The sequence below is a fragment of the Enterobacter sp. BWH64 genome, assembly GCF_001037645.1.
GTDB lineage: Bacteria > Pseudomonadota > Gammaproteobacteria > Enterobacterales > Enterobacteriaceae > Enterobacter > Enterobacter hormaechei_C.
The window spans coordinates 2,529,247-2,555,221 of sequence record NZ_KQ089922.1 but is presented as its reverse complement, the minus strand read 5'-3'; the positions used below and the strand labels follow the sequence as shown (position 1 = coordinate 2,555,221).

General features: G+C 54.7%; 30 protein-coding genes and 2 tRNA genes. 18 read left to right on the top strand and 14 right to left on the bottom strand.

The annotated features are described in order from the left end of the window. The first annotated feature begins 26 nt into the window (after positions 1-26). From SK50_RS12300 to rnt, 4 genes are all read left to right on the top strand, one after another. Positions 27-626 carry a TetR/AcrR family transcriptional regulator gene (locus SK50_RS12300; protein WP_017384602.1) on the top strand — a complete coding sequence of 200 codons (600 nt, stop codon included), beginning with the start codon at positions 27-29 and terminating at the stop codon, positions 624-626. Between the two features lie 53 nt (positions 627-679). Then, positions 680-1,777, top strand: a complete 1,098-nt coding sequence (locus SK50_RS12295; protein WP_017693552.1) for an alkene reductase — start codon at positions 680-682, stop codon at positions 1,775-1,777. A 99-nt stretch (positions 1,778-1,876) separates the two neighbouring features. Further along, complete coding sequence (gene gloA, locus SK50_RS12290; RefSeq protein WP_003857623.1) at positions 1,877-2,284, top strand: lactoylglutathione lyase; 408 nt, start codon at positions 1,877-1,879, stop codon at positions 2,282-2,284. A 96-nt stretch (positions 2,285-2,380) separates the two neighbouring features. Then, on the top strand, positions 2,381-3,040 hold the full coding sequence (gene rnt / locus SK50_RS12285) for a ribonuclease T (RefSeq protein ID WP_003857625.1): 660 nt from the start codon (positions 2,381-2,383) through the stop codon (positions 3,038-3,040). 77 nt (positions 3,041-3,117) lie between these two features. Here rnt and grxD read toward each other — a convergent pair whose 3' ends face one another. Then, positions 3,118-3,465, bottom strand: coding sequence for a monothiol glutaredoxin 4 (gene grxD / locus SK50_RS12280; protein WP_003832760.1), 348 nt, complete (start codon positions 3,463-3,465; stop codon positions 3,118-3,120). A gap of 338 nt (positions 3,466-3,803) precedes the next feature. Here grxD and SK50_RS12275 point away from each other — a divergent pair, with 338 nt between their 5' ends. Both SK50_RS12275 and sodB read left to right on the top strand, forming a co-directional pair. Beyond that, positions 3,804-4,562, top strand: a complete 759-nt coding sequence (locus SK50_RS12275) for a C40 family peptidase (protein WP_017384605.1) — start codon at positions 3,804-3,806, stop codon at positions 4,560-4,562. A 122-nt stretch (positions 4,563-4,684) separates the two neighbouring features. Beyond that, entirely contained in the window at positions 4,685-5,266 is a 582-nt protein-coding gene (gene sodB / locus SK50_RS12270) for a superoxide dismutase [Fe] (protein WP_017693553.1), read from the top strand. A gap of 37 nt (positions 5,267-5,303) precedes the next feature. On the opposite strand, the gene SK50_RS12265 is transcribed toward sodB, so the two are convergent. Together SK50_RS12265 and SK50_RS23890 are read right to left on the bottom strand one after the other, a co-directional pair. Then, complete coding sequence (locus SK50_RS12265) at positions 5,304-6,470, bottom strand: MFS transporter (RefSeq protein WP_048229489.1); 1,167 nt, start codon at positions 6,468-6,470, stop codon at positions 5,304-5,306. A 161-nt stretch (positions 6,471-6,631) separates the two neighbouring features. After that, positions 6,632-6,721, bottom strand: a complete 90-nt coding sequence (locus SK50_RS23890; protein WP_003857632.1) for a cytochrome bd-I oxidase subunit CydH — start codon at positions 6,719-6,721, stop codon at positions 6,632-6,634. A 297-nt stretch (positions 6,722-7,018) separates the two neighbouring features. On the opposite strand from SK50_RS23890, the gene purR reads away from it, so the two are divergent. Beyond that, positions 7,019-8,044, top strand: a complete 1,026-nt coding sequence (purR, locus tag SK50_RS12255; RefSeq protein ID WP_003857634.1) for an HTH-type transcriptional repressor PurR — start codon at positions 7,019-7,021, stop codon at positions 8,042-8,044. Between the two features lie 17 nt (positions 8,045-8,061). Here the strand turns inward: purR and punR are convergent, their stop codons facing one another. Next, the gene (gene punR / locus SK50_RS12250; RefSeq protein WP_003857638.1) at positions 8,062-8,973 is read right to left on the bottom strand and encodes a DNA-binding transcriptional activator PunR; all 912 of its coding nucleotides are present in this window, start codon (positions 8,971-8,973) and stop codon (positions 8,062-8,064) included. Positions 8,974-9,084: 111 nt separating this feature from the next. On the opposite strand from punR, the gene punC reads away from it, so the two are divergent. Together punC and cfa are read left to right on the top strand one after the other, a co-directional pair. After that, positions 9,085-10,284 (top strand): purine nucleoside transporter PunC, encoded by a 1,200-nt coding sequence (gene punC, locus SK50_RS12245; RefSeq protein ID WP_045344249.1) that lies wholly within the window; start codon positions 9,085-9,087, stop codon positions 10,282-10,284. A 298-nt stretch (positions 10,285-10,582) separates the two neighbouring features. After that, entirely contained in the window at positions 10,583-11,731 is a 1,149-nt protein-coding gene (gene cfa / locus SK50_RS12240; RefSeq protein ID WP_017384609.1) for a cyclopropane fatty acyl phospholipid synthase, read from the top strand. Between the two features lie 31 nt (positions 11,732-11,762). On the opposite strand, the gene SK50_RS12235 is transcribed toward cfa, so the two are convergent. After that, on the bottom strand, positions 11,763-12,404 hold the full coding sequence (locus SK50_RS12235; protein ID WP_015570688.1) for a riboflavin synthase: 642 nt from the start codon (positions 12,402-12,404) through the stop codon (positions 11,763-11,765). A gap of 225 nt (positions 12,405-12,629) precedes the next feature. On the opposite strand from SK50_RS12235, the gene mdtK reads away from it, so the two are divergent. The 3 genes from mdtK (at position 12,630) to SK50_RS12220 (ending at position 14,314) form a co-directional block, all read left to right on the top strand. Next, the gene (gene mdtK / locus SK50_RS12230) at positions 12,630-14,003 is read left to right on the top strand and encodes an MdtK family multidrug efflux MATE transporter (protein WP_017384611.1); all 1,374 of its coding nucleotides are present in this window, start codon (positions 12,630-12,632) and stop codon (positions 14,001-14,003) included. Between the two features lie 153 nt (positions 14,004-14,156). After that, positions 14,157-14,233 (top strand) — tRNA-Val (locus SK50_RS12225). A gap of 4 nt (positions 14,234-14,237) precedes the next feature. Further along, a tRNA-Val gene (locus tag SK50_RS12220) sits at positions 14,238-14,314 on the top strand. Positions 14,315-14,493: 179 nt separating this feature from the next. Here the strand turns inward: SK50_RS12220 and SK50_RS12215 are convergent. From SK50_RS12215 to SK50_RS24160, 3 genes are all read right to left on the bottom strand, one after another. Further along, a complete protein-coding gene (locus SK50_RS12215) occupies positions 14,494-14,964 on the bottom strand; it encodes an Hsp20 family protein (protein WP_026080712.1) in 471 nt (156 codons plus the stop codon). A gap of 171 nt (positions 14,965-15,135) precedes the next feature. Continuing rightward, positions 15,136-15,336 (bottom strand): cell surface composition regulator GlgS, encoded by a 201-nt coding sequence (gene glgS, locus SK50_RS12210; protein ID WP_023303558.1) that lies wholly within the window; start codon positions 15,334-15,336, stop codon positions 15,136-15,138. 179 nt (positions 15,337-15,515) lie between these two features. Next, on the bottom strand, positions 15,516-15,638 hold the full coding sequence (locus SK50_RS24160) for a hypothetical protein (protein WP_254909560.1): 123 nt from the start codon (positions 15,636-15,638) through the stop codon (positions 15,516-15,518). A gap of 750 nt (positions 15,639-16,388) precedes the next feature. On the opposite strand from SK50_RS24160, the gene SK50_RS12205 reads away from it, so the two are divergent. Further along, positions 16,389-17,984, top strand: coding sequence for an FAD-NAD(P)-binding protein (locus SK50_RS12205; RefSeq protein ID WP_048229487.1), 1,596 nt, complete (start codon positions 16,389-16,391; stop codon positions 17,982-17,984). A 28-nt stretch (positions 17,985-18,012) separates the two neighbouring features. Here SK50_RS12205 and SK50_RS12200 read toward each other — a convergent pair whose 3' ends face one another. After that, a complete protein-coding gene (locus tag SK50_RS12200; protein WP_015570694.1) occupies positions 18,013-18,648 on the bottom strand; it encodes a carbonic anhydrase in 636 nt (211 codons plus the stop codon). Between the two features lie 72 nt (positions 18,649-18,720). Next, positions 18,721-19,503 carry an MBL fold metallo-hydrolase gene (locus SK50_RS12195; RefSeq protein ID WP_023303556.1) on the bottom strand — a complete coding sequence of 261 codons (783 nt, stop codon included), beginning with the start codon at positions 19,501-19,503 and terminating at the stop codon, positions 18,721-18,723. Between the two features lie 125 nt (positions 19,504-19,628). Between SK50_RS12195 and SK50_RS23885 the strand changes: the two genes are divergently transcribed. Continuing rightward, positions 19,629-19,769: a hypothetical protein gene (locus SK50_RS23885; RefSeq protein WP_003857665.1), complete on the top strand. Its 141-nt coding sequence runs from the start codon at positions 19,629-19,631 to the stop codon at positions 19,767-19,769. 60 nt (positions 19,770-19,829) lie between these two features. Here SK50_RS23885 and SK50_RS12185 read toward each other — a convergent pair whose 3' ends face one another. Together SK50_RS12185 and SK50_RS24020 are read right to left on the bottom strand one after the other, a co-directional pair. After that, on the bottom strand, positions 19,830-21,236 hold the full coding sequence (locus tag SK50_RS12185) for a DUF1996 domain-containing protein (protein WP_023303555.1): 1,407 nt from the start codon (positions 21,234-21,236) through the stop codon (positions 19,830-19,832). Positions 21,237-21,380: 144 nt separating this feature from the next. Further along, positions 21,381-21,548, bottom strand: a complete 168-nt coding sequence (locus SK50_RS24020; protein ID WP_032653328.1) for a hypothetical protein — start codon at positions 21,546-21,548, stop codon at positions 21,381-21,383. A gap of 244 nt (positions 21,549-21,792) precedes the next feature. On the opposite strand from SK50_RS24020, the gene SK50_RS12175 reads away from it, so the two are divergent. From SK50_RS12175 to SK50_RS12160, 4 genes are read left to right on the top strand one after another with little or no spacing between them, the layout of a single operon-like run. Beyond that, entirely contained in the window at positions 21,793-22,623 is an 831-nt protein-coding gene (locus tag SK50_RS12175; RefSeq protein ID WP_017384619.1) for an ABC transporter substrate-binding protein, read from the top strand. 1 nt (position 22,624) lies between these two features. Beyond that, positions 22,625-23,440 (top strand): amino acid ABC transporter ATP-binding protein, encoded by an 816-nt coding sequence (locus SK50_RS12170; RefSeq protein WP_015570698.1) that lies wholly within the window; start codon positions 22,625-22,627, stop codon positions 23,438-23,440. Next, positions 23,440-24,186 carry an amino acid ABC transporter permease gene (locus tag SK50_RS12165; protein ID WP_045344246.1) on the top strand — a complete coding sequence of 249 codons (747 nt, stop codon included), beginning with the start codon at positions 23,440-23,442 and terminating at the stop codon, positions 24,184-24,186. The genes SK50_RS12170 and SK50_RS12165 overlap by 1 nt, the downstream gene beginning before the upstream one ends. Further along, positions 24,170-24,856 (top strand): amino acid ABC transporter permease, encoded by a 687-nt coding sequence (locus SK50_RS12160; protein WP_015570700.1) that lies wholly within the window; start codon positions 24,170-24,172, stop codon positions 24,854-24,856. Before SK50_RS12165 ends, SK50_RS12160 begins: the two co-directional genes overlap by 17 nt. Here SK50_RS12160 and fumD read toward each other — a convergent pair. After that, positions 24,837-25,046: a fumarate hydratase FumD gene (fumD, locus tag SK50_RS12155; protein ID WP_003857676.1), complete on the bottom strand. Its 210-nt coding sequence runs from the start codon at positions 25,044-25,046 to the stop codon at positions 24,837-24,839. The genes SK50_RS12160 and fumD overlap by 20 nt on opposite strands. 108 nt (positions 25,047-25,154) lie before the next feature. Further along, positions 25,155-25,967 (bottom strand): MetQ/NlpA family ABC transporter substrate-binding protein, encoded by an 813-nt coding sequence (locus tag SK50_RS12150; RefSeq protein ID WP_003857677.1) that lies wholly within the window; start codon positions 25,965-25,967, stop codon positions 25,155-25,157. Positions 25,968-25,975 lie beyond the last annotated feature (8 nt).

The following is a 25,975-nucleotide window of genomic DNA, read 5'->3' as shown; positions in this document are numbered from 1 at the left end:
ACCGAACGGTCTATTAGAGTAAGGGCATGAGCAGACACACTGAACACGATACACGAGAACATTTGCTGGCTACCGGCGAGCGCCTTTGCATGCATCGCGGGTTTACCGGTATGGGGCTGAGCGAATTGTTAAAAACCGCTGAAGTACCTAAGGGATCGTTTTATCACTATTTTCGATCCAAAGAGGCGTTTGGCGTTGCCATGCTGGAGCGGCACTACGCCAGCTACCATCAGCGCCTGGCAACCCACTTCGCCAGCGGTGAAGGTGACTACCGGGATCGTGTTCTGAACTACTATCAGGAAACGCTGACGCAGTTCTGTCAGCAGGGCATCATCAGCGGCTGCCTGACGGTAAAACTGTCTGCCGAAGTGTGCGATCTCTCCGAAGATATGCGCACCGCAATGGATAAAGGGGCCAGCGGCGTGATTGCCCTGTTGGCTCAGGCGCTGGAGAGCGGGCGCAATGAAAAAACGCTCTCCTTCTCCGGCGATCCGCTCACGCAGGCACAGGTGCTCTATTCCCTCTGGTTAGGCGCCAACCTGCAAGCAAAAATGTCTCGCAGCGCCGTGCCGCTCGAAAGCGCGCTGGCGCATGTGAAAAACTGTATTACCGCGCCTGGCGTGTAGCCGGCGTTTTTATTTACCCTTTTACTAGTCGACTGGTCTACTCAGGAGCCGTTATGTCCGCTGAAAAGCTGTTTACCCCACTGAAAGTGGGTGCCGTTACTGCCCCAAACCGCGTGTTTATGGCCCCACTTACCCGTCTGCGCAGCATCGAGCCGGGCGATATCCCAACGCCATTGATGGGTGAGTATTACCGCCAGCGCGCCAGCGCGGGCCTGATTATCTCCGAAGCCACGCAGATTTCTGCTCAGGCAAAAGGCTACGCCGGTGCACCGGGTCTGCACAGCCCGGAACAGATCGCCGCATGGAAAAAAATCACCGCAGGCGTGCATGCTGAAGATGGCCGTATTGCGGTTCAGCTGTGGCACACCGGTCGTATCTCACACAGCAGCATCCAGCCTGGCGGTCAGGCGCCGGTTTCTGCCTCTGCCCTGAACGCCAATACCCGCACTTCCCTGCGCGATGAAAACGGTAATGCGATCCGCGTCGACACCACCACGCCACGCGCGCTGGAGCTGGACGAGATCCCGGGTATCGTGAATGATTTCCGTCAGGCCGTCGCCAACGCCCGTGAAGCGGGCTTCGACCTGGTTGAGCTGCACTCTGCGCACGGTTACCTGCTGCATCAGTTCCTGTCCCCGTCTTCCAACCAGCGTACCGACCAGTACGGCGGCAGCGTTGAAAACCGCGCGCGTCTGGTGCTTGAAGTGGTGGATGCTGTTTGTAATGAGTGGAGCGCAGACCGCATTGGTATTCGTGTCTCCCCGATCGGTACTTTCCAGAACGTCGACAACGGTCCGAACGAAGAAGCAGACGCGCTGTATCTGATTGAAGAGCTGGCGAAACGCGGTATCGCCTATCTGCACATGTCCGAGCCGGACTGGGCAGGCGGCAAGCCTTACAGTGAAGCCTTCCGCCAGAAAGTGCGCGAGCGCTTCCAGGGCGTGATTATCGGGGCGGGTGCGTATACGGCAGAAAAAGCCGAGGATCTGATCGGTAAAGGCCTGATCGACGCCGTGGCCTTTGGCCGTGACTACATTGCTAACCCGGATCTGGTTGCCCGTTTGCAGAAAAAAGCCGAACTAAACCCGCAGCGTCCTGAAAGCTTCTATGGCGGCGGCGCGGAAGGTTATACCGACTACCCTTCACTGTAATCCCGCTTTGTACATTGATAGCGGCGACCTTTCGCCGCTATACTAAAACATCGTTTCTGTTCAAAAAGATAATCCATTCCACTGGTTAATGAGGAAATTATGCGCCTACTTCACACCATGCTGCGCGTTGGCGACCTGCAACGTTCCATCGATTTCTACACTAACGTTCTGGGCATGAAGCTGCTGCGCACCAGCGAAAATCCGGAATATAAATACTCCCTGGCGTTTGTCGGTTACGGCCCGGAATCTGATGAAGCGGTCATCGAGCTGACCTACAACTGGGGCGTGGACAGCTACGAGCTGGGTACAGCTTACGGCCACATCGCGCTGGAAGTGGATAACGCCGCCGAAGCCTGCGAACGTATCCGCAGCAATGGCGGTAACGTCACCCGTGAAGCCGGTCCGGTTAAAGGCGGTACCACCGTAATTGCGTTTGTGGAAGATCCGGACGGTTATAAAATCGAACTGATCGAAGCCAAAGACGCTGGTCGCGGACTGGGCAATTGATCCCGCAGGGCGCACTATGCGCCCGTTGTTTTGCTGCATCCCCTCTCAAAATTTGCCATAATGCGCACTGCTTTTTCCCCCTTGTAAGAGACCCTGATGTCCGATAACGCTCAATTTACCGGTCTGTGCGACCGTTTTCGTGGTTTTTATCCCGTTGTCATTGATGTTGAAACAGCCGGATTTAACGCTAAAACCGATGCGCTGCTTGAGATTGCCGCCATCACGCTGAAGATGGATGAACAGGGCTGGCTTGTACCGGACACCACGCTGCATTTCCACGTTGAACCCTTTGAAGGGGCAAACTTACAGCCAGAGGCGCTGGCCTTTAACGGTATCGATCCGACAAACCCGCTGCGCGGGGCGGTAAGCGAATACGAGGCGCTGCACGCCATTTTCAAAATGGTGCGCAAAGGCATGAAAGAGAATGACTGTAGCCGCGCCATCATGGTGGCCCACAATGCCACCTTTGATCACAGCTTCACTATGGCTGCCGCCGAGCGTGCCTCGCTCAAGCGTAATCCATTCCATCCGTTTGTGACCTTCGACACCGCCGCGCTGAGCGGCCTGGCGCTGGGGCAAACCGTGCTCTCTAAAGCCTGCATCACGGCGGGTATTGCGTTTGACGGCACCCAGGCGCATTCCGCGTTATACGACACCGAGCGTACGGCGGAGCTGTTCTGTGAGATCGTCAACCGCTGGAAACGTCTCGGCGGCTGGCCGCTGCCGATGGGCGACGAGGCCGATCTTCAATCGTAGGTTGGGTAATCAATAGCCCCACAGGCAAAAAAAAGCGACCAACATAATGTGGTCGCTTTTTTATATCCGCAGAAAACTTACTCTGCGTCCGGCTCTTCGGTTTTATACTTCGCCGCAGTCTCTTTGATCAGCTGTTGCAGTTCGCCGCGCTGATACATTTCAATCAGGATGTCGCATCCGCCGACCAGTTCACCATCAACCCACAGCTGTGGGAAGGTCGGCCAGTTGGCGTATTTTGGCAGTTCAGCACGAATGTCCGGGTTTTGCAGGATATCAACGTAAGCAAAACGCTCACCACAGGCGGACAGCGCCTGAACCGCTTGCGCGGAGAAGCCGCAGCTTGGCAGCTTCGGAGAACCTTTCATGTACAGGAGAATCGGGTTTTCAGCGATCTGGCGCTGAATTTTTTCAATAGTGGTGCTCATGTCTTGCTTCCTTTAACTTCTGTTACGGCATCAGTCTGACATTGTAGCGGGTCAGGCCGACATCGGAAAATAACATTTTTGTCACGTCTAATTATTTTATCGCTTATCGCATAAAGTTGCATTGCTAATGTCGTTTATCCCCAGACGGGGTGCGGTTTTGCTTAAGGAGCGAACAGGAGTGCGTCAGAATGGTGAATTTTTTTGCACTTGCTAACGAAACATAATTTTTGAATGAAAAATGCTATTAACTTCTTCTGATTTTATGGATTAGAATCGACAGGTTTTGTAAATCTCACGCGGGTATGCATTGTGGCCTGCATTTATCAGGGGACTGCCCAGTGGCGCGGATAACTAAAATCTCGATGACGCTCTGTGCTTTACTGTTTACCACACTCTCATTTACGCCAGCGGCGAACGCCTCTGAACAGGCGCGGCATTCTGCTGTACAAAAATCGCATCTGGCAAAAACCACAGAACGTAAGAAAAAAACCACCAGTAAAACAGTAAAGAAGAAAACCACCGCTCAGACCAAAAAGACCGCCTCCAGTAAACCCAAAACTCTCCGTTCCGGCACGCACAAAACCACCCGCACGACCGCCAGCCTGGTGAATGAAAAATGCACCGTGCGCAAAGGCCATAAAACGAAATGCGCAAAAGTGACGAAGCTGGCTGACGTGCATAAAGCGCGTATGCAGAAAGCGCAAAAAACGGCGATGAACAAACTGATGGGGCAAATAGGTAAACCGTATCGCTGGGGTGGCACCTCTCCGCGCACCGGTTTTGACTGTAGTGGGCTGGTTTATTATGCCTATAAAGATCTGGTGAAGTTTCGCATTCCACGCACCGCCAATGAGATGTACCATCTGCGCGACGCCGCGCCTGTAAACCGTGGCGAACTGCAAAATGGCGACCTGGTGTTCTTCCGCACCCAGGGACGCGGTACGGCCGATCACGTTGGGGTGTATGTGGGTAACGGTAAATTTATCCAGTCACCGCGCAGCGGTCAGGACATTCAGATCACCTCTCTCAGCGAAGATTATTGGGTGCGCCACTATGTGGGTGCGCGCCGCGTGATGACGCCAAAAACCATTCGCTAAACCCTGCCCTGCCGCCTCCATGGCAGGGTAAGTTCCTCTTTTGCATACCCTTTCAATTTGCTATTCTGTCCTTGTTGTCTGTAGGGTTATTGGCAACGTATAAAACTATAAGGAGAGAAGCAATGTCGTTCGAATTACCTGCACTACCGTATGCAAAAGACGCCCTGGCCCCGCACATTTCCGCGGAAACCCTGGAGTACCATTACGGCAAGCATCACCAGACCTATGTCACCAACCTGAACAATCTGATCAAGGGCACCGATTTTGAAGGCAAAACGCTGGAAGAGATCGTGCGCAGTTCAGACGGCGGCGTATTCAACAACGCCGCACAGGTGTGGAACCACACCTTCTACTGGCACTGCCTGGCCCCCAATGCAGGCGGAGAACCTACCGGTGAGCTGGCGGCAGCGATTAACGCCGCGTTCGGCAGTTTCGCGGATTTTAAAGCGAAGTTTACTGACGCAGCCGTTAAAAACTTTGGCTCCGGCTGGACCTGGCTGGTAAAAGAGGCTGATGGCAAACTGGCTATCGTTTCCACTTCTAATGCGGGTACCCCTCTGACCACCAGCGCCACGCCGCTGATGACCGTGGACGTATGGGAACACGCCTATTACATTGATTACCGTAATGCGCGCCCGAACTACCTGGAACACTTCTGGGCACTGGTTAACTGGGAATTTGTTGCGAAGAACTTCGCCGCGTAAGAGACACGCAGAAGGGGCAGCCCTTCTGCGTTTTTGTTTATTCCGCCGTACACACCGCTTCAGGCTGTTTACGACCAGACATCATCACCAGCAGCAGGCCGAGTGCGGCAATGATCGCCCCCATCACCGGCACAAAGCTGTAACCCAAACCACCGGAGATCACCGCCCCGCCCGCTGCGGCCCCCAGCGCATTGCCCAGGTTAAACGCACCGATATTCACCGACGAAGAGAGCCCCGGCGCTTCGTGCGCAACGCGCATTACGCGCATCTGCAACGGTGGCACCACGGCAAAGGTTGCGGCGCCCCACACCACCATGGCAATCGCGGCACCCACTTCGTTACGCGCCAGCCACGGGATCGCCACCATGATGACAATCAGCAGCGTTAAAAAACCTTTCAGCGTCCCGCTGACGGAGCGGTCGGCAAATTTCCCGCCGAGATAGTTGCCAATCGAGAACCCGACACCAATCAGCACCAGCATCGCGGTAACAAAGAGTGGCGTTGCGTGGGTAATGTCGTGCAGCACCGGGGAGATATAGGTGTAGAGCGTAAACATCGCCCCCGCCCCCAGTACCGTGGTGAGCAGCGCGGACAACACCTGAGGACGCATCAGCACCGCCAGCTCTTTATGTACTTCCGGACGTTCTCCCGCACTTCCTTTCGGCAGTGAGAAGAACAGCGCAACCATCGCGACCACGCCCAGTCCGGCGGTTACGAGGAAAGACATACGCCAGCCGATGGCTTCTCCCAGCCAGGTGGCAGCGGGAACGCCGCCGATATTAGCGATGGTGAGGCCCATAAACATAGTGGCTACCGCGCTGGCCTGCTTATGTTTTGGCACCACACTGGCGGCGACAACCGAGCCCAGTCCGAAGAAGGCGCCATGATTGAGGCTGGTCAGAATGCGCGAAAGCATCAGAGTGGTATAATCGGGCGAAATCGCGGAAAGCACATTTCCGAGGGTGAAAATCGCCATCAGGAAAATCAGCGTATTGCGGCGAGCGCGGTGCGAAAGCAGCAGCGTCATCAGCGGCGCGCCCACCATCACGCCAATCGCGTAAGCGCTAATTAACATACCAGCCGCAGGGATAGAGACGTCCACACCCCGGGCGATAACAGGCAATAACCCCATAGGGGAGAATTCAGTGGTGCCAATCCCAAAGGCGCCAATCGCCAGGGCCAGCAGGGGAAAATTGATTTTCATGAAGAGACTCCGGATACCGTGCCATAACCCGGCACAGAACTAAGAAGTCAAAAGCATGACATCAATCACAAAAAATGAGAAGTTAACATTTTGGCAAAAGATTTTTGCCGGAGAGGTAACAATAGCGGCAAGAGAGGGAGAAAGTTCTCCCTCTGCCTGAATCAGTGCAGTGCAGCGGTTAAACCACCGGCAACAATCAGAGCAAGAACAACAATGGTGGTAAACAGCGAAAACTTCAGATCGGTACTCATCAATTTTTCTCCTTTTATTCACCCTACGAAAAGTGAGCTTGCTCATTTTTACACAGTTCAGGTCAAAAATCTTCCAGGATTTAAACGGATATCCACTTTACCTCTTCCCCTTTTCATCAAGATAGGACAAAATTCCACGCTAAATTTATTAGCGTACCGGCCACTGACCCCCTCCTGACGTCCTGTGTCGTTTTCCCGGCGTGTCGCAACTCATGTTTGCGTGATAAGGGTGAGAGAAGGCAAACGTTTACCTTCAATTTTTTCAGGAGCTTAGGATATGGTCTGGAGTGACATTTAATGGCAACAATTAAAGACGTAGCAAAACGCGCAAACGTTTCCACTACAACCGTATCACATGTTATTAACAAAACGCGTTTCGTCGCTGAAGAGACGCGTAATGCCGTCTGGGCGGCAATCAAAGAGCTGCACTACTCGCCAAGTGCGGTCGCCCGCAGCCTGAAGGTTAATCACACCAAATCGATTGGTCTGCTGGCCACCAGCAGTGAAGCGGCCTACTTTGCTGAAATCATCGAAGCCGTTGAAAAAAACTGCTTCCAGAAAGGCTATACCCTGATTCTGGGCAACGCGTGGAACAACATTGAAAAACAGCGCGCTTACCTGTCAATGATGGCGCAAAAGCGCGTCGACGGCCTGCTGGTAATGTGTTCTGAATACCCCGAGTCGGTCCTTTCCATGCTGGAAGAGTATCGCCACATTCCGATGGTGGTCATGGACTGGGGCGAAGCGCGCGCAGACTTTACCGACTCCGTTATTGATAACGCCTTTGAAGGCGGCTACATGGCGGGGCGTTATCTGGTAGAACGCGGTCATCGTGAAATTGGCGTGATCCCGGGTCCGCTGGAGCGTAACACCGGGGCTGGCCGTCTGGCCGGTTTCATGAAAGCGATGGAAGAGGCGCTGATCACCGTGCCGGAAAACTGGATTGTTCAGGGCGACTTCGAGCCGGAGTCGGGCTATCGCGCCATGCAGCAGATCGTCTCCCAGCCGCATCGCCCTACCGCGGTGTTCTGCGGCGGCGACATCATGGCGATGGGCGCGCTCTGCGCGGCGGATGAACTCGGCCTGCGCGTCCCGCAGGATATCTCGGTGATCGGCTATGACAACGTGCGCAACGCCCGCTTCTTTACCCCGGCGCTGACCACCATTCACCAGCCGAAAGATTCGCTGGGTGAAACGGCCTTCAATATGCTGCTGGACAGGATCGTCAACAAGCGTGAACAGTCCCAGTCCATTGAAGTTCACCCGCGCCTGATTGAACGCCGTTCCGTTGCGGACGGTCCGTTCCGCGACTACCGTCGTTAATCTCATTACGGGGCCAGCTATGCTGGTTCCCGCAACCACTCCCGGTTCAGCGTTTCGCTGTCGCCCAGATAATCCAGCAGCCAGGCCATGGCGGGCGAGACGTCGTTTTGCTGCCACGTCAGACAGCACGCGGCATCCGGGAAGGGGTTTTCCAGCGTCAGAGCCACCCACTCTCCCGCGTCGATGCGCGGGCGCGCAAAATGCACCGGCACCATGCCAACGCACAGCCCCGCGCTCAGACAGGTGGCCGACGACTCCCAGTCCGGTGCGACCACGCGGCGCTGATTATCCAGCAGCCAGGTAATGCGCTTGGGCAACGAGCGGGAGGTATCTTCCAGCACCAGCGAGGGCCAGTTGCGTAAGGTGTCATCGCTCAGCGGACCTTCCAGCGCCGCCAGCGGGTGATCGCGCGCGACCACGCAGGTCCAGCTCAGCATGCCCATGTCGCGAAACGCGTAGCGCCCCCCAACCGGGATCGCCTGGGTTGCACCAATCGCCATCTCCGCCCTGCCGTCCGCCAGCGCATCCCAGACGCCGTTGAACACTTCCTGCGAAACACGCAGTTCGACGTCGGAAAAATGACGATAGAAATCGACGATCATCTGCCGGGTCCGCTCCGGCTTAACGATGTTATCCACCGCGATAGCGAGATGCCCGCGCCAGCCGTTGGCGATCTGCTGGCACTGCTCACGGGTGATCTGCATTTTTTTGATAACAGACCGCCCTTCCTTCAAAAACCACGCTCCGGCAGGCGTGAGCTCCACGTCGCGATGGCGCCGCTCGAACAGCGGGACCGCCAGCCACGCTTCCAGCTGGCGCACCGTATAGCTGATAGCCGAGGGAACGCGATGCAGCTCCTGGGCGGCACCGGTAAAGCTGCCGTTACGCGCCACGGCATCAACCACTTCAAGGGAATAATCTGACCACATCTTTAGCCTGCAAATTTTTTGAACGCACCCGCCAAATATTAGCGTTTCACAAGCCGCTTTGCACTCCCTACACTCTGCGCCAACGTACACCTGCCTCCTCAGGAGAAAAAAGTGCAACCCAGGAAAGGATTTTTAGTCTGGCTCGGCGGCTTAAGCGTGCTGGGCTTTTTGGCGACCGATATGTATCTGCCCGCGTTCGCCGCGATGCAGGAAGATTTGCAAACCCCTGCCGCCGCCATCAGCGCCAGTTTAAGTTTGTTCCTCGCCGGCTTTGCTTTTGCGCAATTGCTGTGGGGGCCGCTCTCGGATCGTTTTGGCCGTAAGCCCGTCCTGTTGTTGGGGCTGGCGATTTTTGCCGTAGGCTGTCTGGGCATGCTGTGGGTCCGCGATGCCGCCTGGTTGCTGGCGCTGCGCTTTATTCAGGCGGTCGGTGTCTGCGCCGCAGCGGTGACCTGGCAGGCGCTGGTGACCGATTACTACCCCGCCTCGCGCACTAACCGCATATTCGCCACTATTATGCCGCTGGTCGGCCTGTCGCCGGCGCTTGCCCCGTTACTGGGCAGCTGGATCCTGGCGCATTTCGACTGGCAGGCCATTTTCGCCACGCTCTTTGCTATTACGCTGGTCCTGATGCTGCCTGCTTTCGGGCTTAAACCTGCGCATAAAAAAGAGACGCATCCGGACGCAAAGCCCATCACCTTTACCTCTTTACTGCGGTCGAAAGCCTATCGCGGTAACGTGCTGATTTATGCTGCCTGCTCTGCCAGCTTCTTTGCCTGGCTAACCGGTTCGCCGTTCATTCTGCATGACATGGGCTACAGCCCGGCGGCTATCGGCCTGAGCTATGTACCACAGACCATCGCCTTCCTGGTGGGTGGCTATGGCTGTCGCGCCGCGCTGCAAAAATGGGAAGGCCAACAGATGCTGCCCTGGCTGCTGGTTTTGTATGCGCTAAGCGTGATTGCGACCTGGGCTGTCGGCTTTATTCCCGGCGCCGGGCTTGCAGAAATTTTGATTCCGTTCTGCGTCATGGCGATCGCTAACGGGGCCATCTACCCTATTGTTGTAGCCCAGGCGTTGCGTCCATTTCCGCAGGCGACAGGCCGCGCTGCCGCGCTGCAAAATACCCTGCAACTTGGCCTGTGCTTCCTGGCAAGTCTCGTGGTCTCTGCGTTGATTGCAACCCCGCTGCTCACCACTACCAGCGTGATGCTGGTCACCGTTGCGCTGTCGGGTTTGGGCTATCGCATGCAGTCCTCAGCCCATCGCGAGCAGAGTGAAAACGCGCAGACAGAAACGCCGCACGCCTGATTGCGTGGGAAACTATGTTAAATACCAGTGATTAGGTTGCTAACAATTTTCTGTTGAATCACCAAATTTTGCGGCCTATACTAAATTTGGTTCGATTAAATACGATAAATATTAAGTGTTAACGGGAGCCGGAGCGCTCCCGTTTTACCATGGAAGGCATTTCGGCAAGGGTTATCTCCCTTCCTCTGTTCTACGTCGGATATTAGCCTCGCGGGCATTTACCGTGAGATTTCTCACAAACCAAAAAAGCGTCTACGCTGTTTTAAGGTTCTGATCACAGCAAGGTGATGGAGAAGCTATGAGTTCATCGTGTATAGAAGAAGTCAGCGTTCCGGACGATAACTGGTCCCGGATCGTCAGTGAACTGTTGGGACGTGCGGGCATTACGATTAATGGCTCATCCCCCTCCGATCCCCAGATAAAGCATCCCGATTTTTTCAAACGCGTGTTACAGGAGGGGTCGTTAGGGCTGGGTGAAAGCTATATGGACGGCTGGTGGGAGTGTGAGCGGCTGGATATGTTCTTCTCCAGCGTATTACGCGCCGGTCTTGAAAAACAGCTCCCTCGTCATTTCAAAGATACCTTACGTATTGCCTCCGCCCGCCTGTTCAATCTGCAAAGTAAAAAACGGGCGTGGATCGTCGGTAAAGAGCATTACGACCTTGGCAACGATCTGTTCAGCCGTATGCTCGATCCTTTAATGCAGTACTCCTGCGGATACTGGAAAAAAGCGACGACCCTGGAAGAGGCGCAGCAGGACAAGCTGCAACTGATCTGCGATAAATTGCAGTTACAGCCCGGTATGCGTGTGCTGGACATCGGCTGTGGCTGGGGTGGTCTTGCCTGGTTTATGGCTAAAAATTACGGCGTCAGCGTAGTCGGCGTCACGATTTCGGCTGAACAGCAGAAGATGGCGCAGGAACGCTGTCTGGGTCTGGATGTTGATATTCGGCTTCAGGACTACCGCGACCTGAACGAGCAGTTCGATCGCATTGTTTCCGTAGGTATGTTCGAGCACGTGGGGCCGAAGAACTACAAGACTTACTTCGAGGTCGCCGATCGTAACCTGAAGCCTGAGGGAATTTTCCTGCTACACACCATCGGCTCTAAACGCACCGATAACAATGTGGATCCCTGGATCAACAAATATATCTTCCCGAATGGCTGTTTACCCTCTGTTCGCCAGATTGCGAACGCCAGCGAACCGCATTTTATTGTGGAAGACTGGCATAACTTCGGCGCAGATTACGACACCACCCTGATGGCCTGGCATGAACGTTTCCAGGCTGCATGGCCTGAAATCGCCGACAACTATTCGGAACGATTCAAACGGATGTTTAGCTATTATCTGAATGCCTGTGCGGGCGCGTTCCGTGCGCGGGATATACAGCTTTGGCAGGTGGTGTTTAGTCGTGGGATTGAGCACGGTTTGCGTGTGGCTCGCTGAAAAAATAACCCCGGTTAACCGGGGTTATTTTTTATTCTTCTTCCATGGTTTTAATTATCGCCGCCTCTTTCGCCGCCAGTACGCGCTCAACGGTATCCACGACCGCCTGGGTCTGGGGATCAATTTCGATATTTACGCGCTGCCCCAGTTTTTTTGCGCCAAGCGTAGTACGTTGCAGCGTTTCAGGAATTAAATGCACGCAAAAACGCGTTGGCGTCACTTCACCGACGGTCAGACTAATCCCATCGATGCCAATAAATCCTTTATAAAGGATGTATTTCATTAATGACGGATCCTGCACCTTAAACCAGATTTGACGGTTATTTTCCGAGGTCACGATTTTCGCCACTTCTGCGGTGGTCATAATATGGCCCGACATCAGATGCCCGCCAATCTCATCGCTGAATTTCGCCGCGCGTTCAACGTTAACGATATCTCCCACCACCAGCTCACCCAGGTTAGTGATACGCAGCGTCTCTTTCATTAAATCAAAGCTTATCTGGTTACCGTTAATTTCGGTCACCGTCAGGCAGCAGCCGTTATGCGCTATCGACGCCCCGGTTTCAATGCCGTCGAGCATATATTCAGGCAGCTCAACTACGTGAGTGCGGAAATTCGGTTTTTCATCAATGGACACCACTTTGGCAGTGCCCTGCACAATACCAGTAAACATGCTTACAGCTCCTGTTCATTCCGAACGGCGATGACACCGTATAATCCCACCACAATAACAGTTGAAAAAACAGGTTGCCAGTGATGCGCAATTTCTGGCGATTTTTTCACTAGATAATTAGTTAAACCCCGCTACAATAGCTGGCATCCCTCTGTTTTTTCTTCTTGCTGCCAGTAACGGCGGCCTTTTTAGTCTCTCAAATAACTACAATACAAAGGTGTTCACGTGCAGAAGTATATGATCGAAGCGCGTCAGTTATTGGCACTGGCCATACCGGTGATCGTCGCGCAGGTAGCCCAAACCGCAATGGGATTTGTGGATACGGTAATGGCCGGTGGTTACAGCGCCACCGATATGGCCGCCGTGGCGATCGGAACCTCAATCTGGCTTCCGGCCATTCTTTTTGGTCACGGCCTGCTGCTGGCGCTGACGCCCGTTATCGCGCAGCTTAACGGCTCCGGTCGACGCGACCGCGTGGCCCATCAGGTGCGCCAGGGCTTCTGGCTGGCCGGGGGTGTCTCCGTCCTGATTATGATCGTCCTGTGGAACGCCGGGTATATTATTCGCGCCATGCATAATATCGACCCGGCGCTGGCGGATAAGGCGGTCGGTTATCTGCGCGCCCTGCTCTGGGGCGCGCCCGGCTATCTGTTCTTCCAGGTGGCACGTAACCAGTGTGAAGGGCTGGCAAAAACCAAGCCGGGCATGGTGATGGGCTTTATCGGCTTGCTGGTGAACATTCCCGTGAACTATATCTTCATTTACGGTCATTTTGGCATGCCGGAACTCGGCGGCGTGGGCTGCGGCGTGGCAACGGCTGCGGTGTACTGGGTGATGTTCGGCTGTATGCTCACCTACATTAAACATGCGCGATCCATGCGTGACATTCGTAACGACACCTCGTTCAGCGCACCTGACTGGACGCTCATGACCCGTCTCATTCAGCTGGGGTTACCCATTGCGCTGGCGCTGTTCTTCGAAGTGACGCTGTTTGCCGTCGTCGCCCTGCTGGTCTCGCCGTTAGGGATTATTGATGTCGCAGGACACCAGATCGCCCTGAACTTCAGCTCTTTGATGTTCGTCCTGCCGATGTCCCTGGCTGCTGCGGTGACGATTCGCGTGGGCTTCCGTCTGGGGCAAGGCTCGACGCTGGACGCGCAAACGGCAGCCCGCACCGGCCTCGGCGTCGGCGTCTGCATGGCAGTCTGTACCGCGCTCTTTACCGTGCTGTTGCGTGAGCAAATTGCCCTGCTCTATAACGACAACCCGGAGGTAGTGACCCTGGCCTCGCATCTGATGCTGCTGGCGGCCATTTATCAGATCTCTGACTCCATCCAGGTGATTGGCAGCGGCGTGCTGCGTGGGTATAAAGATACGCGTTCCATCTTCTTCATCACCTTTATCGCTTACTGGGTGCTGGGTCTGCCGTGCGGGTACATTCTGGCGCTCACGGATCTGGTGGTGGATCGCATGGGGCCAGCCGGATTCTGGATGGGCTTTATCATCGGCTTAACGTCTGCGGCCATTATGATGATGCTGCGTATGCGCTTCCTGCAACGTCAGCCGTCTGCGGTAATTTTGCAGCGCGCTGCACGTTAATGACACAGTAGCCGCCGGCTGGCGGCTACTTTCTCTTCACTTTGCGCGGTAATGAAGCAATCGCGTGAAATCAGAGAGAAAAATGCATTTTCCCTCTTGCCACCTTGGGGCTGTGCCGCTAATATTCGTCCCCGTTGTCACCGACAACACAATGCGTTCATAGCTCAGTTGGTTAGAGCACCACCTTGACATGGTGGGGGTCGTTGGTTCGAGTCCAATTGAACGCACCATTCTGCGTCTGTAGCTCAGTTGGTTAGAGCACCACCTTGACATGGTGGGGGTCGATGGTTCGAGTCCATTCAGACGCACCAATCTTTTTTCCCGCACATTTCATTCCCGTTCAGCCTCATGCAGAGGCAGCAAACCTTTTAAGCACATCGAAAGTGACCTCCAGCCCGCGCGTGCCGCGAAAGAGCGGAATGGCATAAGCCCCATCAGGTTAGCAAAACGCCCGGCGTTTGCCGGGCGTGAAAACAACGTCAATCAATGATTACGGCTTATGTTCAATCGCCGGGTTGTTGTTGATGGCGATGCGCTGCGGTTTCTCTTCTTCCGGGATATCCTGATGTAATTCAATCGCCAGCAAGCCGTTTTCCAGCGAAGCGCCGGTTACTTTCACATGCTCCGGCAGACTATAGCTGGCCCGGAAGTCGCTGCGGCTGATACCCCGATGGATCCACCCTTCTTCGCCGTTTTCGGTTTTCTCTTCTTCACGTTTACCGCTGATATTCAGCTGACCGCCAACGGTTTCAATTTCCAGTTCGCTCTCTTTCCAGCCCGGCACGCTCAGCGTCAGTTCATAGCGGTTATCACCCACCCGCCGGATATTGTAAGAAGGCGTGGAGGGCAACGGCGTACTGCCGGTTAGCTGGCTAAAAAGGCGATCGATACGGTTAAAACGGTCCGCAAACAGAGAGTCGGAGAGATCGTTCAACATGGGAAAAGCTCTCAGAGTCATCATGTACCTCCTGAACAGTAAAAAAGAATATTCAAAAAGTTCATGTCTTACGGGCAGGTATTCCTTACCCGCTTTCTATATGAGGTTACCGCACAATATTTCAACCTCAGGAGCTGCAAAATGTAGCTGGAACCTAAAAAACGCAACGGGCCGTTAAGCCCGTTATTCGTTACATCATCGCAGTTCTATCACTCTCGCCCGCTCAGCCTGCTTTCGGTAGTGGTCATATCGCTCCCGGAACCATGCCTGCTGTTCATAACTCATATTGCCGGTCACGGCATCGACATCAACTGGCTGGCCCAGGGCGTACATACGGGCAAAACTGCGTGCCAGAAAATCAAAATTCTTTAATGCGTTTATATCTTGTCGCTTCATTAGCATATCCCTCCAGTCAATGTGATTACTGTTCAAGGTCATATGCTTTTCTGATCTCAGTATCCGCCCGAAAAAGATCGTTTTTTGAGCGATGCGTGCGCATCCATCTGCCAGTGTTCACATTTCAGGAACGACAAAACTCTTCAGCCCTGGTCATAATTTTCCCTCCCTTTTATCAATCATGCAGAAAACATAAACGCCAGCCATGCAGTAAGTTCGCCATGTAGCCGGAAGGTGCGAACGGCATGCTTTAATGCCAGACGCTGTAACAGGTCGCCCAGCGCGTTCAGGTGGGTTTCCACCTGCAAGCGTCTTATCAGTTCGAATAACAGACAAAGAACGTTTACACTGGCGGATTAATACTGATTTCCTGAACAAACGGGTAAATGGGTGAATCCGGGCTTGTTGGCCATATAGAGAAGGGCGCATGTAGGTTGCCGCGGTTGTGTATCGAACTGCGCATTGTTTTCTACAACACGCTGCTCCTGGCCTTTCACGGCTGTTTTCTTTTTCGTCTGCGCTTGCCTGGCGGAGGGGGAGGGTTTTACCTGCCGGGGCAGTTCGGAGGCACCATAACCTGAACAGAATCGCTTCGAATGGCTCAGACTTCCGTCATTGCAGACAAAACGACCATCCGATGTACAGTGTGCTATGCCATCTTTTGAGCCCGAGCAGGGCTGTCTTCCACGGGCGGCATCAGCCTGCATGTTAAAAAGTACACTGACCGTAAGATGGAGAATTCTCCTGATAAAATCAGCTGGTTCTCCTCACTGACGCTGTGCAGGTCAAGCCCGCCGGCGAAGTTACCGTACTTTTTAACCCCCATCACATACAGATAATCGTTAAACCTGGGACCAAACAGTCTTTCCTTTCAGAAATCAGGCAGAATCATATCTAATCAGCCAGGGTCAATTGAATTGACCTTCCCATAAGTTCAGGAAGGGGCGCAACATCCCCTCTTCAAAACGTCTTAATTTTTTTCCTTCATTGAATGATTTAACCTTTCTCCTGCTACGCTTATTTTATGGTTCAGAAATGCAGGAACGCTTTCGATGAAAAAAATCGCCATTATCGGCTCAGGTCCAACAGGGATTTATACCTTTTACTCACTTCTTAACAACGCAGCACCGCTTTCGATCACCGTGTTCGAAAAGGCAGACCAACCCGGTGTCGGGATGCCCTACAGCGACGAGGATAATTCCCGGCTGATGCTGGCGAACATCGCCAGTATCGAAATCCCGCCCATTTTTATTACCTATCTCGACTGGCTCAAACAGCAGAGTGCGGCCCATCTTACCCGCTATCACGTCGACAGTGAGAAACTGCACGACCGGCAATTCCTGCCGCGTATTCTGTTGGGTGAATATTTTCACGATCGGTTTCTTGCCGTCGTTGCTGAGGCGAAAAAGTCGGGCTTTCATGTCGAGGTGCACCCCAACGCAGAAGTCACGGATATTAAGGCTGATGCAGACGGTGTGGCCCTTTCAGTGAACGATGCCCCTTTCTCAAGGCGGTTTGATCTTGCGGTTGTTGCCACCGGCCACGTCTGGCCTGATGAAGATGAAACCACCCGCGCATATTTCCCAAGCCCATGGTCAGGGCTGATGGACGCGGAGGTCCGAGCCTGTGAGGTGGGGATCATGGGTACTTCCCTCAGCGGCCTGGACGCTGCAATGGCGGTTGTGATGCAGCATGGCCGGTTTAGCGGGGAGCAGTTCGTTGTCAATAAAGGCAGCGAAGGGCTAAAAATCACGCTGATGTCCCGCACGGGCGTTCTGCCGGAGGCCGACTTTTACTGCCCTATCCCTTATGAACCGCTGTCCGTGTTAACGGAGTCTGTGGCGGAAAGTGAAATCGCCAAAGGCCCGGACGGGCTGCTTGACCGCATCTTTGCGCTGATGGTGAAAGAGCTCGAGCTGGCCGATCCGCGCTGGTGCCAGGCGATATCGCTCGTTACGCTGAATGCCGACACGCTTCGTGATGTCTGGTTTGAGGATCGTAAAAAGCATGGCCCTTTCACCTGGGCCGAAGCGAATCTGAAAGAAGTGGAGCGCAACAAGCGCGAAAAACGCACCGTTGCCTGGCGCTATACCGTGCTTCGTCTGCATGAAGTGGTTCAGGCCAGCGTCCCTTCACTCAATGAGCGTGACAGAGAGCGGTTTAAATCCGGGCTGGAGCGTGTGTTTATCGATAATTATGCCGCCATTCCACCGCAGTCTATCCGCCGTTTACTGGCGCTGCGCGAGGCAGGGATCATTAGCGTGGTCGCACTCGGTGATAATTACGACCTGGATATCGGCAGCGATCAGACCGTCATCACCACGGCAGAAAAGCGTTACCGCTTCGACGTGTTTATTGATGCGCGCGGGCAAAAGCCACTCAGAAACAAGGACATTCCCTTCCCCACCCTGCGTAAACAGCTTGCGGAAACCGGCGATGACGTCCCGGACGTGGGGGAAGACTATACGTTGCTGGCGCCTGCATCACTGAGGGGGCGCATCGCTTTTGGGGCGATTCCCTGGCTGATGCACGATCATCCCTTTGTTCAGGGTTTGTCTGAGTGCGCTGAAATTGGTAAAGCGATGGCGAAAGCGGCTGGAAAACCTGCGTCGGGCGTGCGAAGGAAGTTACCATTCATGGAATTTTAACAGAGCTTCCCTGCCCTGCGGGGTCGGGTTACTCGAAGAAGACGTCCGGGTTTTCCGACAGCGACACGAACGATTTAGTGTTCTTGTCCAGGGCAAGGATTTTGCCGCTTTCAATGTCATATACCCAGCCGTGCAGGCGAATGGCGTTGTTGCGCAGGCCTACCGCCACCGACGGATGGGTCTTGATATTGCTCAGCTGCGCAAAGACGTTCTCCTGCACCATCGCATTCACTTTATCGATTGGCTTATCCCAGGTTTTCTTCTCAACCACCGCTTTTGCCGCATCAGAATAGCGCAGCCAGTGGGAAACGGCCGGCATCGGCTCCAGATCGGCGTTGTCAGCAATCGCCTTCATTGCGCCGCAGTTGGAGTGGCCGCAAATAACGATATCGGTCACGCCCAGGGCAACAACAGCATATTCGATGGTCGCAGAGACACCGCCAGGCTCCGGCCCGAACGGTGGCACAATGTTGCCCGCGTTTCGAATGACAAAGAGCTGTCCTGGCTCCTGTTGCGTAACCAGTTCCGGAACCAGACGGCTGTCGGAGCAGGAGATGAACAGCGCTTTGGGATTCTGACTGGACGCTAAACTACGAAAAAGCTCTTTACGTTGCGGGAAAATCTCTTTTTGAAAGCTGAGAAAACCTTCAATGATATGTTGCATAGCCATTTCTCTTTTATCTGTTTTAGTTTAGGTATGATCGCGATCACACTCGTAAAATTTAACCACCGCACCTTAGCGGAGACAAGCAATATATTTCTGGCCCGACCGCTGCACGATCTCATCCGCGTTCGCCGGGATGTTCTGCCCTTCAAAGGCCCCGTACAGGCGCTGGTACGTTTTCCCTGTCAGTCGGCCAATCACCGACTCAACGGTGCGGGCAGGCAGCGGCAGCATATTCGGATAACTCCACATAAACGACACGGCGTCCTTACCGGGCGTAACCTGCAAAATATCACCGGCCAGCAGCACGCCGTCGCCTGACTGCCAGTGCAGCACCGTGCCGCCGGCAAAGTGCCCGCCCAGCCGCAGAAGAGTCACCAAAGGCATAATCTCCAGGGCGTCCTCCTCCCAGAAGCGTATCGCCGGGCTGTCACGCATCACCCACTGCCGATCGCTGGCGTGCAGGTAGATCGGTGCGTTAAACGCCGCGGCCCACTCCTGCATGGTGGTGTAGTAATGCGGGTGCGAAATCGCGATCGCGCTGATTCCCCCGAGCGCGTCAACTAACGCTCTGGTCGCGGGGTCAAGATTGGCGATGCAGTCCCACAGAACATTGCCCTGTGGCGTACGCAGCAGGAGCGCCCGCTGGTTGATGGCAAAAGCGGGAACGGTTTTGATGCTGAACAGCTGCGGCTCCAGCTGTTGCCATTTGTTGGTGTGCGTGGTCGTAAGGCTGTCGAAGTCCGTCCATGCCTGGCCCGTCACCGGGACATACTGGCGCTCATCGTCGCAAATCGGGCAGTTTTTGGGCTGTTCATCGTAAGCGGTACCGCAGGTTTTACAGAGTGTAATCATCGGCTTTCCTCAGCAATAAAGCACTGAGTATGGCAGGGATTATCCATATGTGCTGAGGGGTGCCTGGCCCGCTTTTTTTGACTTATACTGTGCGAGTATCAAAAACTGAATAACGCAGGTGGCACATGGAAATTGATCTCGATAACTTAGTCTTTAACGGGCTGGATGAAGCAGAAGAGCGCAACGCGGAACGTCTCGACGATGCGGATAAAAAAGCCCAGGCGATTGTCGCCGATGACGACTGCGGCGATGCCTGCAAGATCTGAAGAAAAAGCACCGGGCTCCCCGGTGCTTTTTTTTTTATGAATGCCTTTTGCTACCCGCTATCAGATCTCCGGCGTTTTGCTAAACCCGGTCAGCATCAGGATCAGGCTTTGGGTAGATGACCCCGTCTCAAACTGATAGTGATTTCCCTGACGATCGCCGCCGATATACCACGAAATGTCGGTTTTCCCTTCTGCCAGCGCCTTGCGCACCGCTTTATCCACGTCCACCATCCGGTATTCGCGGGAGTGGTTCAGGTACAGCACCGCATCCGAGCGATAGTTGCAGGACGGTCGTGACTGCCAGCTCACGGTGGCCGGTTCCCAGTCGTTACTCGCCGGATAGAAGAAGATTTGATCCGCGCCGTCAGTTTCCACTTTCCCGCCATAAATTCTCACGCGGTATTTAAACTGGGCAGGATCCTGTCCGACAGGCAGCGGAGGGATGTTGAACTTCACCAGCGACAATGTTTCGCTGTTTTTCGTGCGTCCACCGTTCTTCCAGTTATCCTGCACCAGTAAGACCTGGGGATCGGGCTGTGAAAGTGCCGGTTCCATGCTGCTGAGCCAGACGTTAGCCTTCGCTTTTGAATAACCATACGGCACGGCGGTGCCGCAATCCATTCCCCGGTTCATGCACAGGTCGGTCATAAATCGCGCGGCATCTTCCGTCCAGCCGTTCATGAAGTCAGCATGCGCCGTATACAGGCTCCCCCACCGCTCTTCACGCTCACTGCCATGCATGATGGGGTCGAGGGAAAGCTGGACTTTGCTGGTATCCAGAGAGCTAATTGTCGGAAGCACGTACGCAATATTCATGTTCACCGTCGGGATCTTCACCGGGAAGGCGGACGGACACTGTCCTTTCGTATCGTAGGTGGCGTTAGCCAGGCCGTGGGCGGGCTTCAGGTTGACCCCGTCCCAGCAGTTCGGGAACTGAATGCCGATATTAAACTGCACGGCATCCTTCGCCTTGCGTAAGCCGCAGACTTCACCCGTTCTGGTGGTGTAGCCCTTGCCATTGGCGCATAAAAAGGTGATATGCGTATTTGGCGCGGTGCCATGATGATCGCCCGCCAGCAGCGACAGCCCCGGCGGAAACGAATGAAGCGGCCAGGCGTCAACGTTCGATGCCTGATAATAGGTTTTTTGATAGGCGGGTTTGACCACCGTTCCGTCCGGCAATTTTAGCGACGGAGCCCAGTAGGCCGAGCTGTCTGCTTTGTTATCGCAGGTAGTCTTTTCCTGGGTACGCAGAGATTCACGGCTGGAGTAAGCATCCGCGTGCACGTTACCAAAAAAATCGTGCAGCATAGCCTCATTGGGCATGCCGAACATCATAATGGCATCATCGCCGAGGGTGTGGGAATAACTGCATACAACATGCGCCTGTGGACCAGCGTGTACCGCCTGCATGGTAAGCAGAAGTGCGGAGGCAGAAAGCGCGGGGGTTAATACTGTCCGTTTCATTATTATCTCCATCTGTGAAAGGAGATAGTGGTAACAAAACGGCCATCATTTACCGAGGATTAGCCTGGGTATTTTTCCCTTCATCCTCGCTTTACAGACACCACGCACAGCTCATTCCAGTACATTTCGCGCGTCCGGCGCAGTTCAGCGTGACGTTTTATCATGGAACCACTCCGGGTCGATGTTGGCTACGTCCACGCCATACAGGCTGGCGACAGGCAGTATTGACTCAAGAACACGTTGCGCGCTGTTCTCCGCATTCACTGGTCGGGGCGCAAAAAACCGCCGTAACGTGCTTATCCATTTTTTCATCGTCATTACCCTTCTCGCTTAACCTGTCCTCAGTTAAACACCCAAATTGCGCCCGGGGAAATATCAAAATCCACTGTCGATGTGCAGGATCTGCAAATAGCGCCCCGCCGTCTGCTCTCTTCTTTAACACCTTGTTCACTCATGCTTTTTTTCTCATAGCAAAGAACGATTTCTTATTTGGCGATAGCTTTCCCTTATGGGAGCGTAACGGGGTAAAACAAAAACAACGGGATGGCGTATGACTATGGCTGCAAAAATGAAAGGGTTTAAAAAACGGGCGCAGGTTCTGGGATTAGTGGCAGCCTGGGGCCTGGTTTCAGCGCAGGCGCAGGCCGATCGGCTGGCGGATATCAAGGCAGCAGGCGTGGTGAAAGTGGCCACGTTTGATGCCAATCCACCCTTTGGCTCGATTGATGCCAAAACGCATGAGATCGTGGGTTACGACGTGGACTTCGCCAAAGCGCTGGCGAAATCGCTCGGCGTCAAGCTTGAACTGGTCGCCACTAATCCGGCTAACCGTATACCGCTGCTACAGTCCGGAAAAGCGGATATCATCGTGGCGGATATCACCATCACTCCGGAACGCGCACAGGTCATTGATTTCTCAACGCCTTACTTTGTCACCGGCCAGCAGTTCCTGGTTCCGGCAAAATCACCGGACAAGCTTGATGACTATAGCCGGGCACGCATTGGCGCCGTAAAAGGTACGACGGGCGAACAGGCGCTGCACCAGCGTTTTCCGCAGTCCCGCGTCCTCTCTTACGATGATATCCCGCTGGCGCTGACGGCACTGCGCAATGGCAACGTGCAGGCCATTACCCAGGACAGCACCATTCTGGCCGGTCTGCTGGCGCAGGCGCCGGATAAAGCCGACTTCAAAATCCTGCCCGACCTGCTCAGTAAAGAAGAGATTGGCGTGGGGGTGAAAAAGGGTGAAACGGCGCTGCTGAAAGCCGTTAACGATGAGCTGGTAACCCTGGAGAAAAACGGCCAGGCGGCAAAAATCTATGACGTCTGGTTCGGTCCAGGCACCCCAGCTCCACAGCCTCGTAACTTTAAAATAGAAGCCCGGTAATATGCTCTCAGGTTTATTTTCACGCTCCGCGGCCAATGCCGCGGATTTTTCACGTCTGGAACAGGCCAGCGTTGAGTTTCGCCATGTGGACAAACGCTACGGCGACCATCCGGTTTTAACCGACATTAACCTCACCATCATGCCGGGTGAAGTGGTTGCCATTCTCGGCCCTTCGGGTTCCGGAAAATCGACCCTGATTCGGCTTATCAACCAGCTTGAGAGCCTGAGCGGCGGGGAGATTCTGATCGACCACAAGCCGACCGGACAGCTTTCCGGCAGCAGGCTACGTCAGTTACGCAGCCGCGTCGGGTTTGTGTTCCAGCAGTTCAATCTCTATGCCCACCTTACCGCCAGTCAGAACATCACCCTGGCACTGGAGCACGTTCACGGCTGGAAACCCCTGCCCGCCCAGGAGCGCGCGCTGGCGCTGCTGGAGAAGGTCGGCATGCTGGAGAAGGCGCACCGCTTCCCCGCTGAACTTTCCGGCGGACAGCAGCAGCGCGTGGCGATTGCCCGTGCTCTGGCCTCGTCGCCGCAAATCATTCTCTTTGACGAGCCGACGTCGGCACTCGACCCGGAAATGATTGGCGAAGTGCTGTTTGTGATGAAAACCCTCGCCCACAGCGGGATCACTATGATTGTCGTTACCCATGAGATGCAGTTCGCCCGGGAAATTGCCGATCGAATCGTCTTTATCGACGGCGGAAAAATTCTGGAAACCGCGCCCCCGGCGCAATTTTTCAATCAACCGTCGCATCCCCGTGCGAGGCGTTTCCTGCAAAAAGTGCTGGATCCGCTGCATCAGGAGCAACTGTAATGCCCGCTCTGGACTGGCAGGGGGTGCTGGCCGGACAGCCCCTGCACTGGATCCTCTCCGGATTTCTCACCACTCTGTGGGTGACGCTGGCGGGGATTATGCTGGCCAGCCTGCTCGCCTTGTTCTTTATGCTTTTGCGGCTTTCCGGGGGACGTTTCGGGATATTGATCGTCAGCGGCTGGGTATCGCTGTTTCGCAATACGCCGCTGCTGGTACAGCTGCTGTTCTGGTATTTCGCCGCCTGGAACGGGTTGCCGCAGGGGCTGCGTGATGCGGTGAACGCAGACCACAGCTGGTCCATTTTACCCGGTGACGTCTGGTGGTTTACGCCAGAGTTTTTATGCTCCGCCTGGGGGTTAGGCGTCTTTACCTCGGCGTTTTTAATTGAAGAAGTGGAATCGGGGCTGCGTTCCGTACCTGCCGGGCAACGGGAGGCGGCGCTCGCTCAGGGATTTTCCTCATGGCGTCTGTTTCGCTACATTCTTCTGCCACAGGGGCTCGCTAACGCGTGGCAGCCCGTCGTCGGCCAGTATCTTAACCTGATGAAGCTCTCCTCGCTCGCGAGCGGGATTGGCTTCGCCGAACTGACCTACCAGGTCCGCCAGATAGAAAGTTACAACGCCCATGCACTGGAAGCCTTCACCTTCGGTACGGTGCTCTACTTGCTTACCGGGATGGTGACGGGAAGCGTGCTGGTGCGCCTCGGCCCCCATTCAGGGAGGAAATATCATGATCCCCGGATTTAACGTTATTGTCGAAAACCTGGATTATCTGCTTTGGGGACGTGCGGCTGCGGGAGAACCCGGCGGCGTACTGCTCTCACTGCTGATGGCCGCAGGCGCCGCCGCGCTTGCCCTGCCCGGCGGGATTGTGCTGGCTTGCGTCGCCTGGCGCTATCCCGGCGTGGTGCGCAGTGCGCTGTTTGCGTGGGCAGAGTTGATTCGCGGGATCCCCCTGATCTTCGTGATATTCTGGATGTGGTATCTGCTGCCACTGATAACCGGCAGGGATCTCCCGGGCGCGACGACCGTCACGCTGGCGCTGGCCTGGTTTACCGCGGCTGCGGTGATGCATTCGGTGTTAGCCGGACTGAGAGCCCTGCCGTCGGGCCAGAATGAGGCCGCGCTTTCTCAAGGGTTCAGTACGCAGCAAACGCTGTGGCGCGTGCTGCTGCCGCAGGCGCTGAGAAATATTCTGCCGTCGCTGGTGGGGATTTTTATCAGCCTGCTGAAGGATACGTCGCTGGCGTTTATCGTGAACGTTCCTGAACTGACCACGGTGGCGGGACAGATCAACAACCGGGTGCAAATTTACCCGGCGGCCATTTTTATCTTCACGGGTGTGATCTATTACCTGCTCTGCTGCTCGCTTGAGCTGCTCGCGAAGCGCTGGCGAGTTAGCCGGCCAGCGCTTTAACCACCGTTTCCATCGCTTTGGTGGTCAACTCACTGCGCTTAACGCGCTGGTTCGCCAGCGCGGTACGCAGAACGCCCGCAATGACAATATGTTTCGGCTCCTGCCCTAAATCACGCATTTCGAGAACGACCTTGCCTACCACCCGACACATCTCCTGGTACAGCGCTTCGTCTTTGGTCACATTGCCCATTGCCATCACTCCGTTGCCCTAAACCGTCAGCTTAAATCATTCGTCGGCTGGATACAAAAAAGAAGCCCGGCGTGTAGTTCGCCGGGCTTCGTCTGGAAAATCAGGAGATTAGTTGTTTACCGGGATGACTGCGCCTTTGTATTTGGTGCGGATCCAGTCCTGAATCTCTTTGGAGTGCAGCACGTTCACCAGCGCGACGATATCCTTCTTCTTCTCGTCACCGCGATGAACGGTAATGATGTTGGCGTACGGGTTATTCTCACCGCTTTCAACCGCAATGGGATCGTGCACCGGATCCAGACCGGCATCAATTGCGTAGTTGGCGTTGATCACCACCGCAGCACCTTCGTCGTTGTTGTACATCTGCGGCAGCAGAGATGCCTCAACGTTAGGGGTGAATTGCAGCTTTTTCGGGTTCTCCACGATATCGCTGATGCGCGCGGTCACTTTATCGATGCCTGGCTTCAGCTTGATCACGCCCTCTTTTTCGAAGATGGAGAGAATACGCCCTTCCTCGGAAACCGCATCACGCATGATGATTTTGCCGCCTTCCGGCAGATCCTTCAGCGATTTGTATTTTTTCGAATAGATACCGATCGGCTCAATGTGGATTGCGCCCGCACTGACAAAATCATAATCCTTATCGCCCGCATGATCTTTCAGGACGCTGTTCAGGTAAGGGATGTGCTGGAAATAGTTGGCGTCAATGTCATGCCCCGCCAGCGCCGTGTTTGGCAGAATGTAGTCCTGGAACGGTTTAATCTCCAGATCGATCCCCTGCTTCGCCAGAATCGGCTTAGCCTGCTCCAGAATTTCCGCGTGCGGGGTGTTGGACGCCCCCACGGTGAGCGTGTCCGCCCAGGAGGCAAAGCTCAGGGCACTCAGGGTTGCGGCGGCGATCAGTGTCAGTGTCTTTTTCATGATGTGGT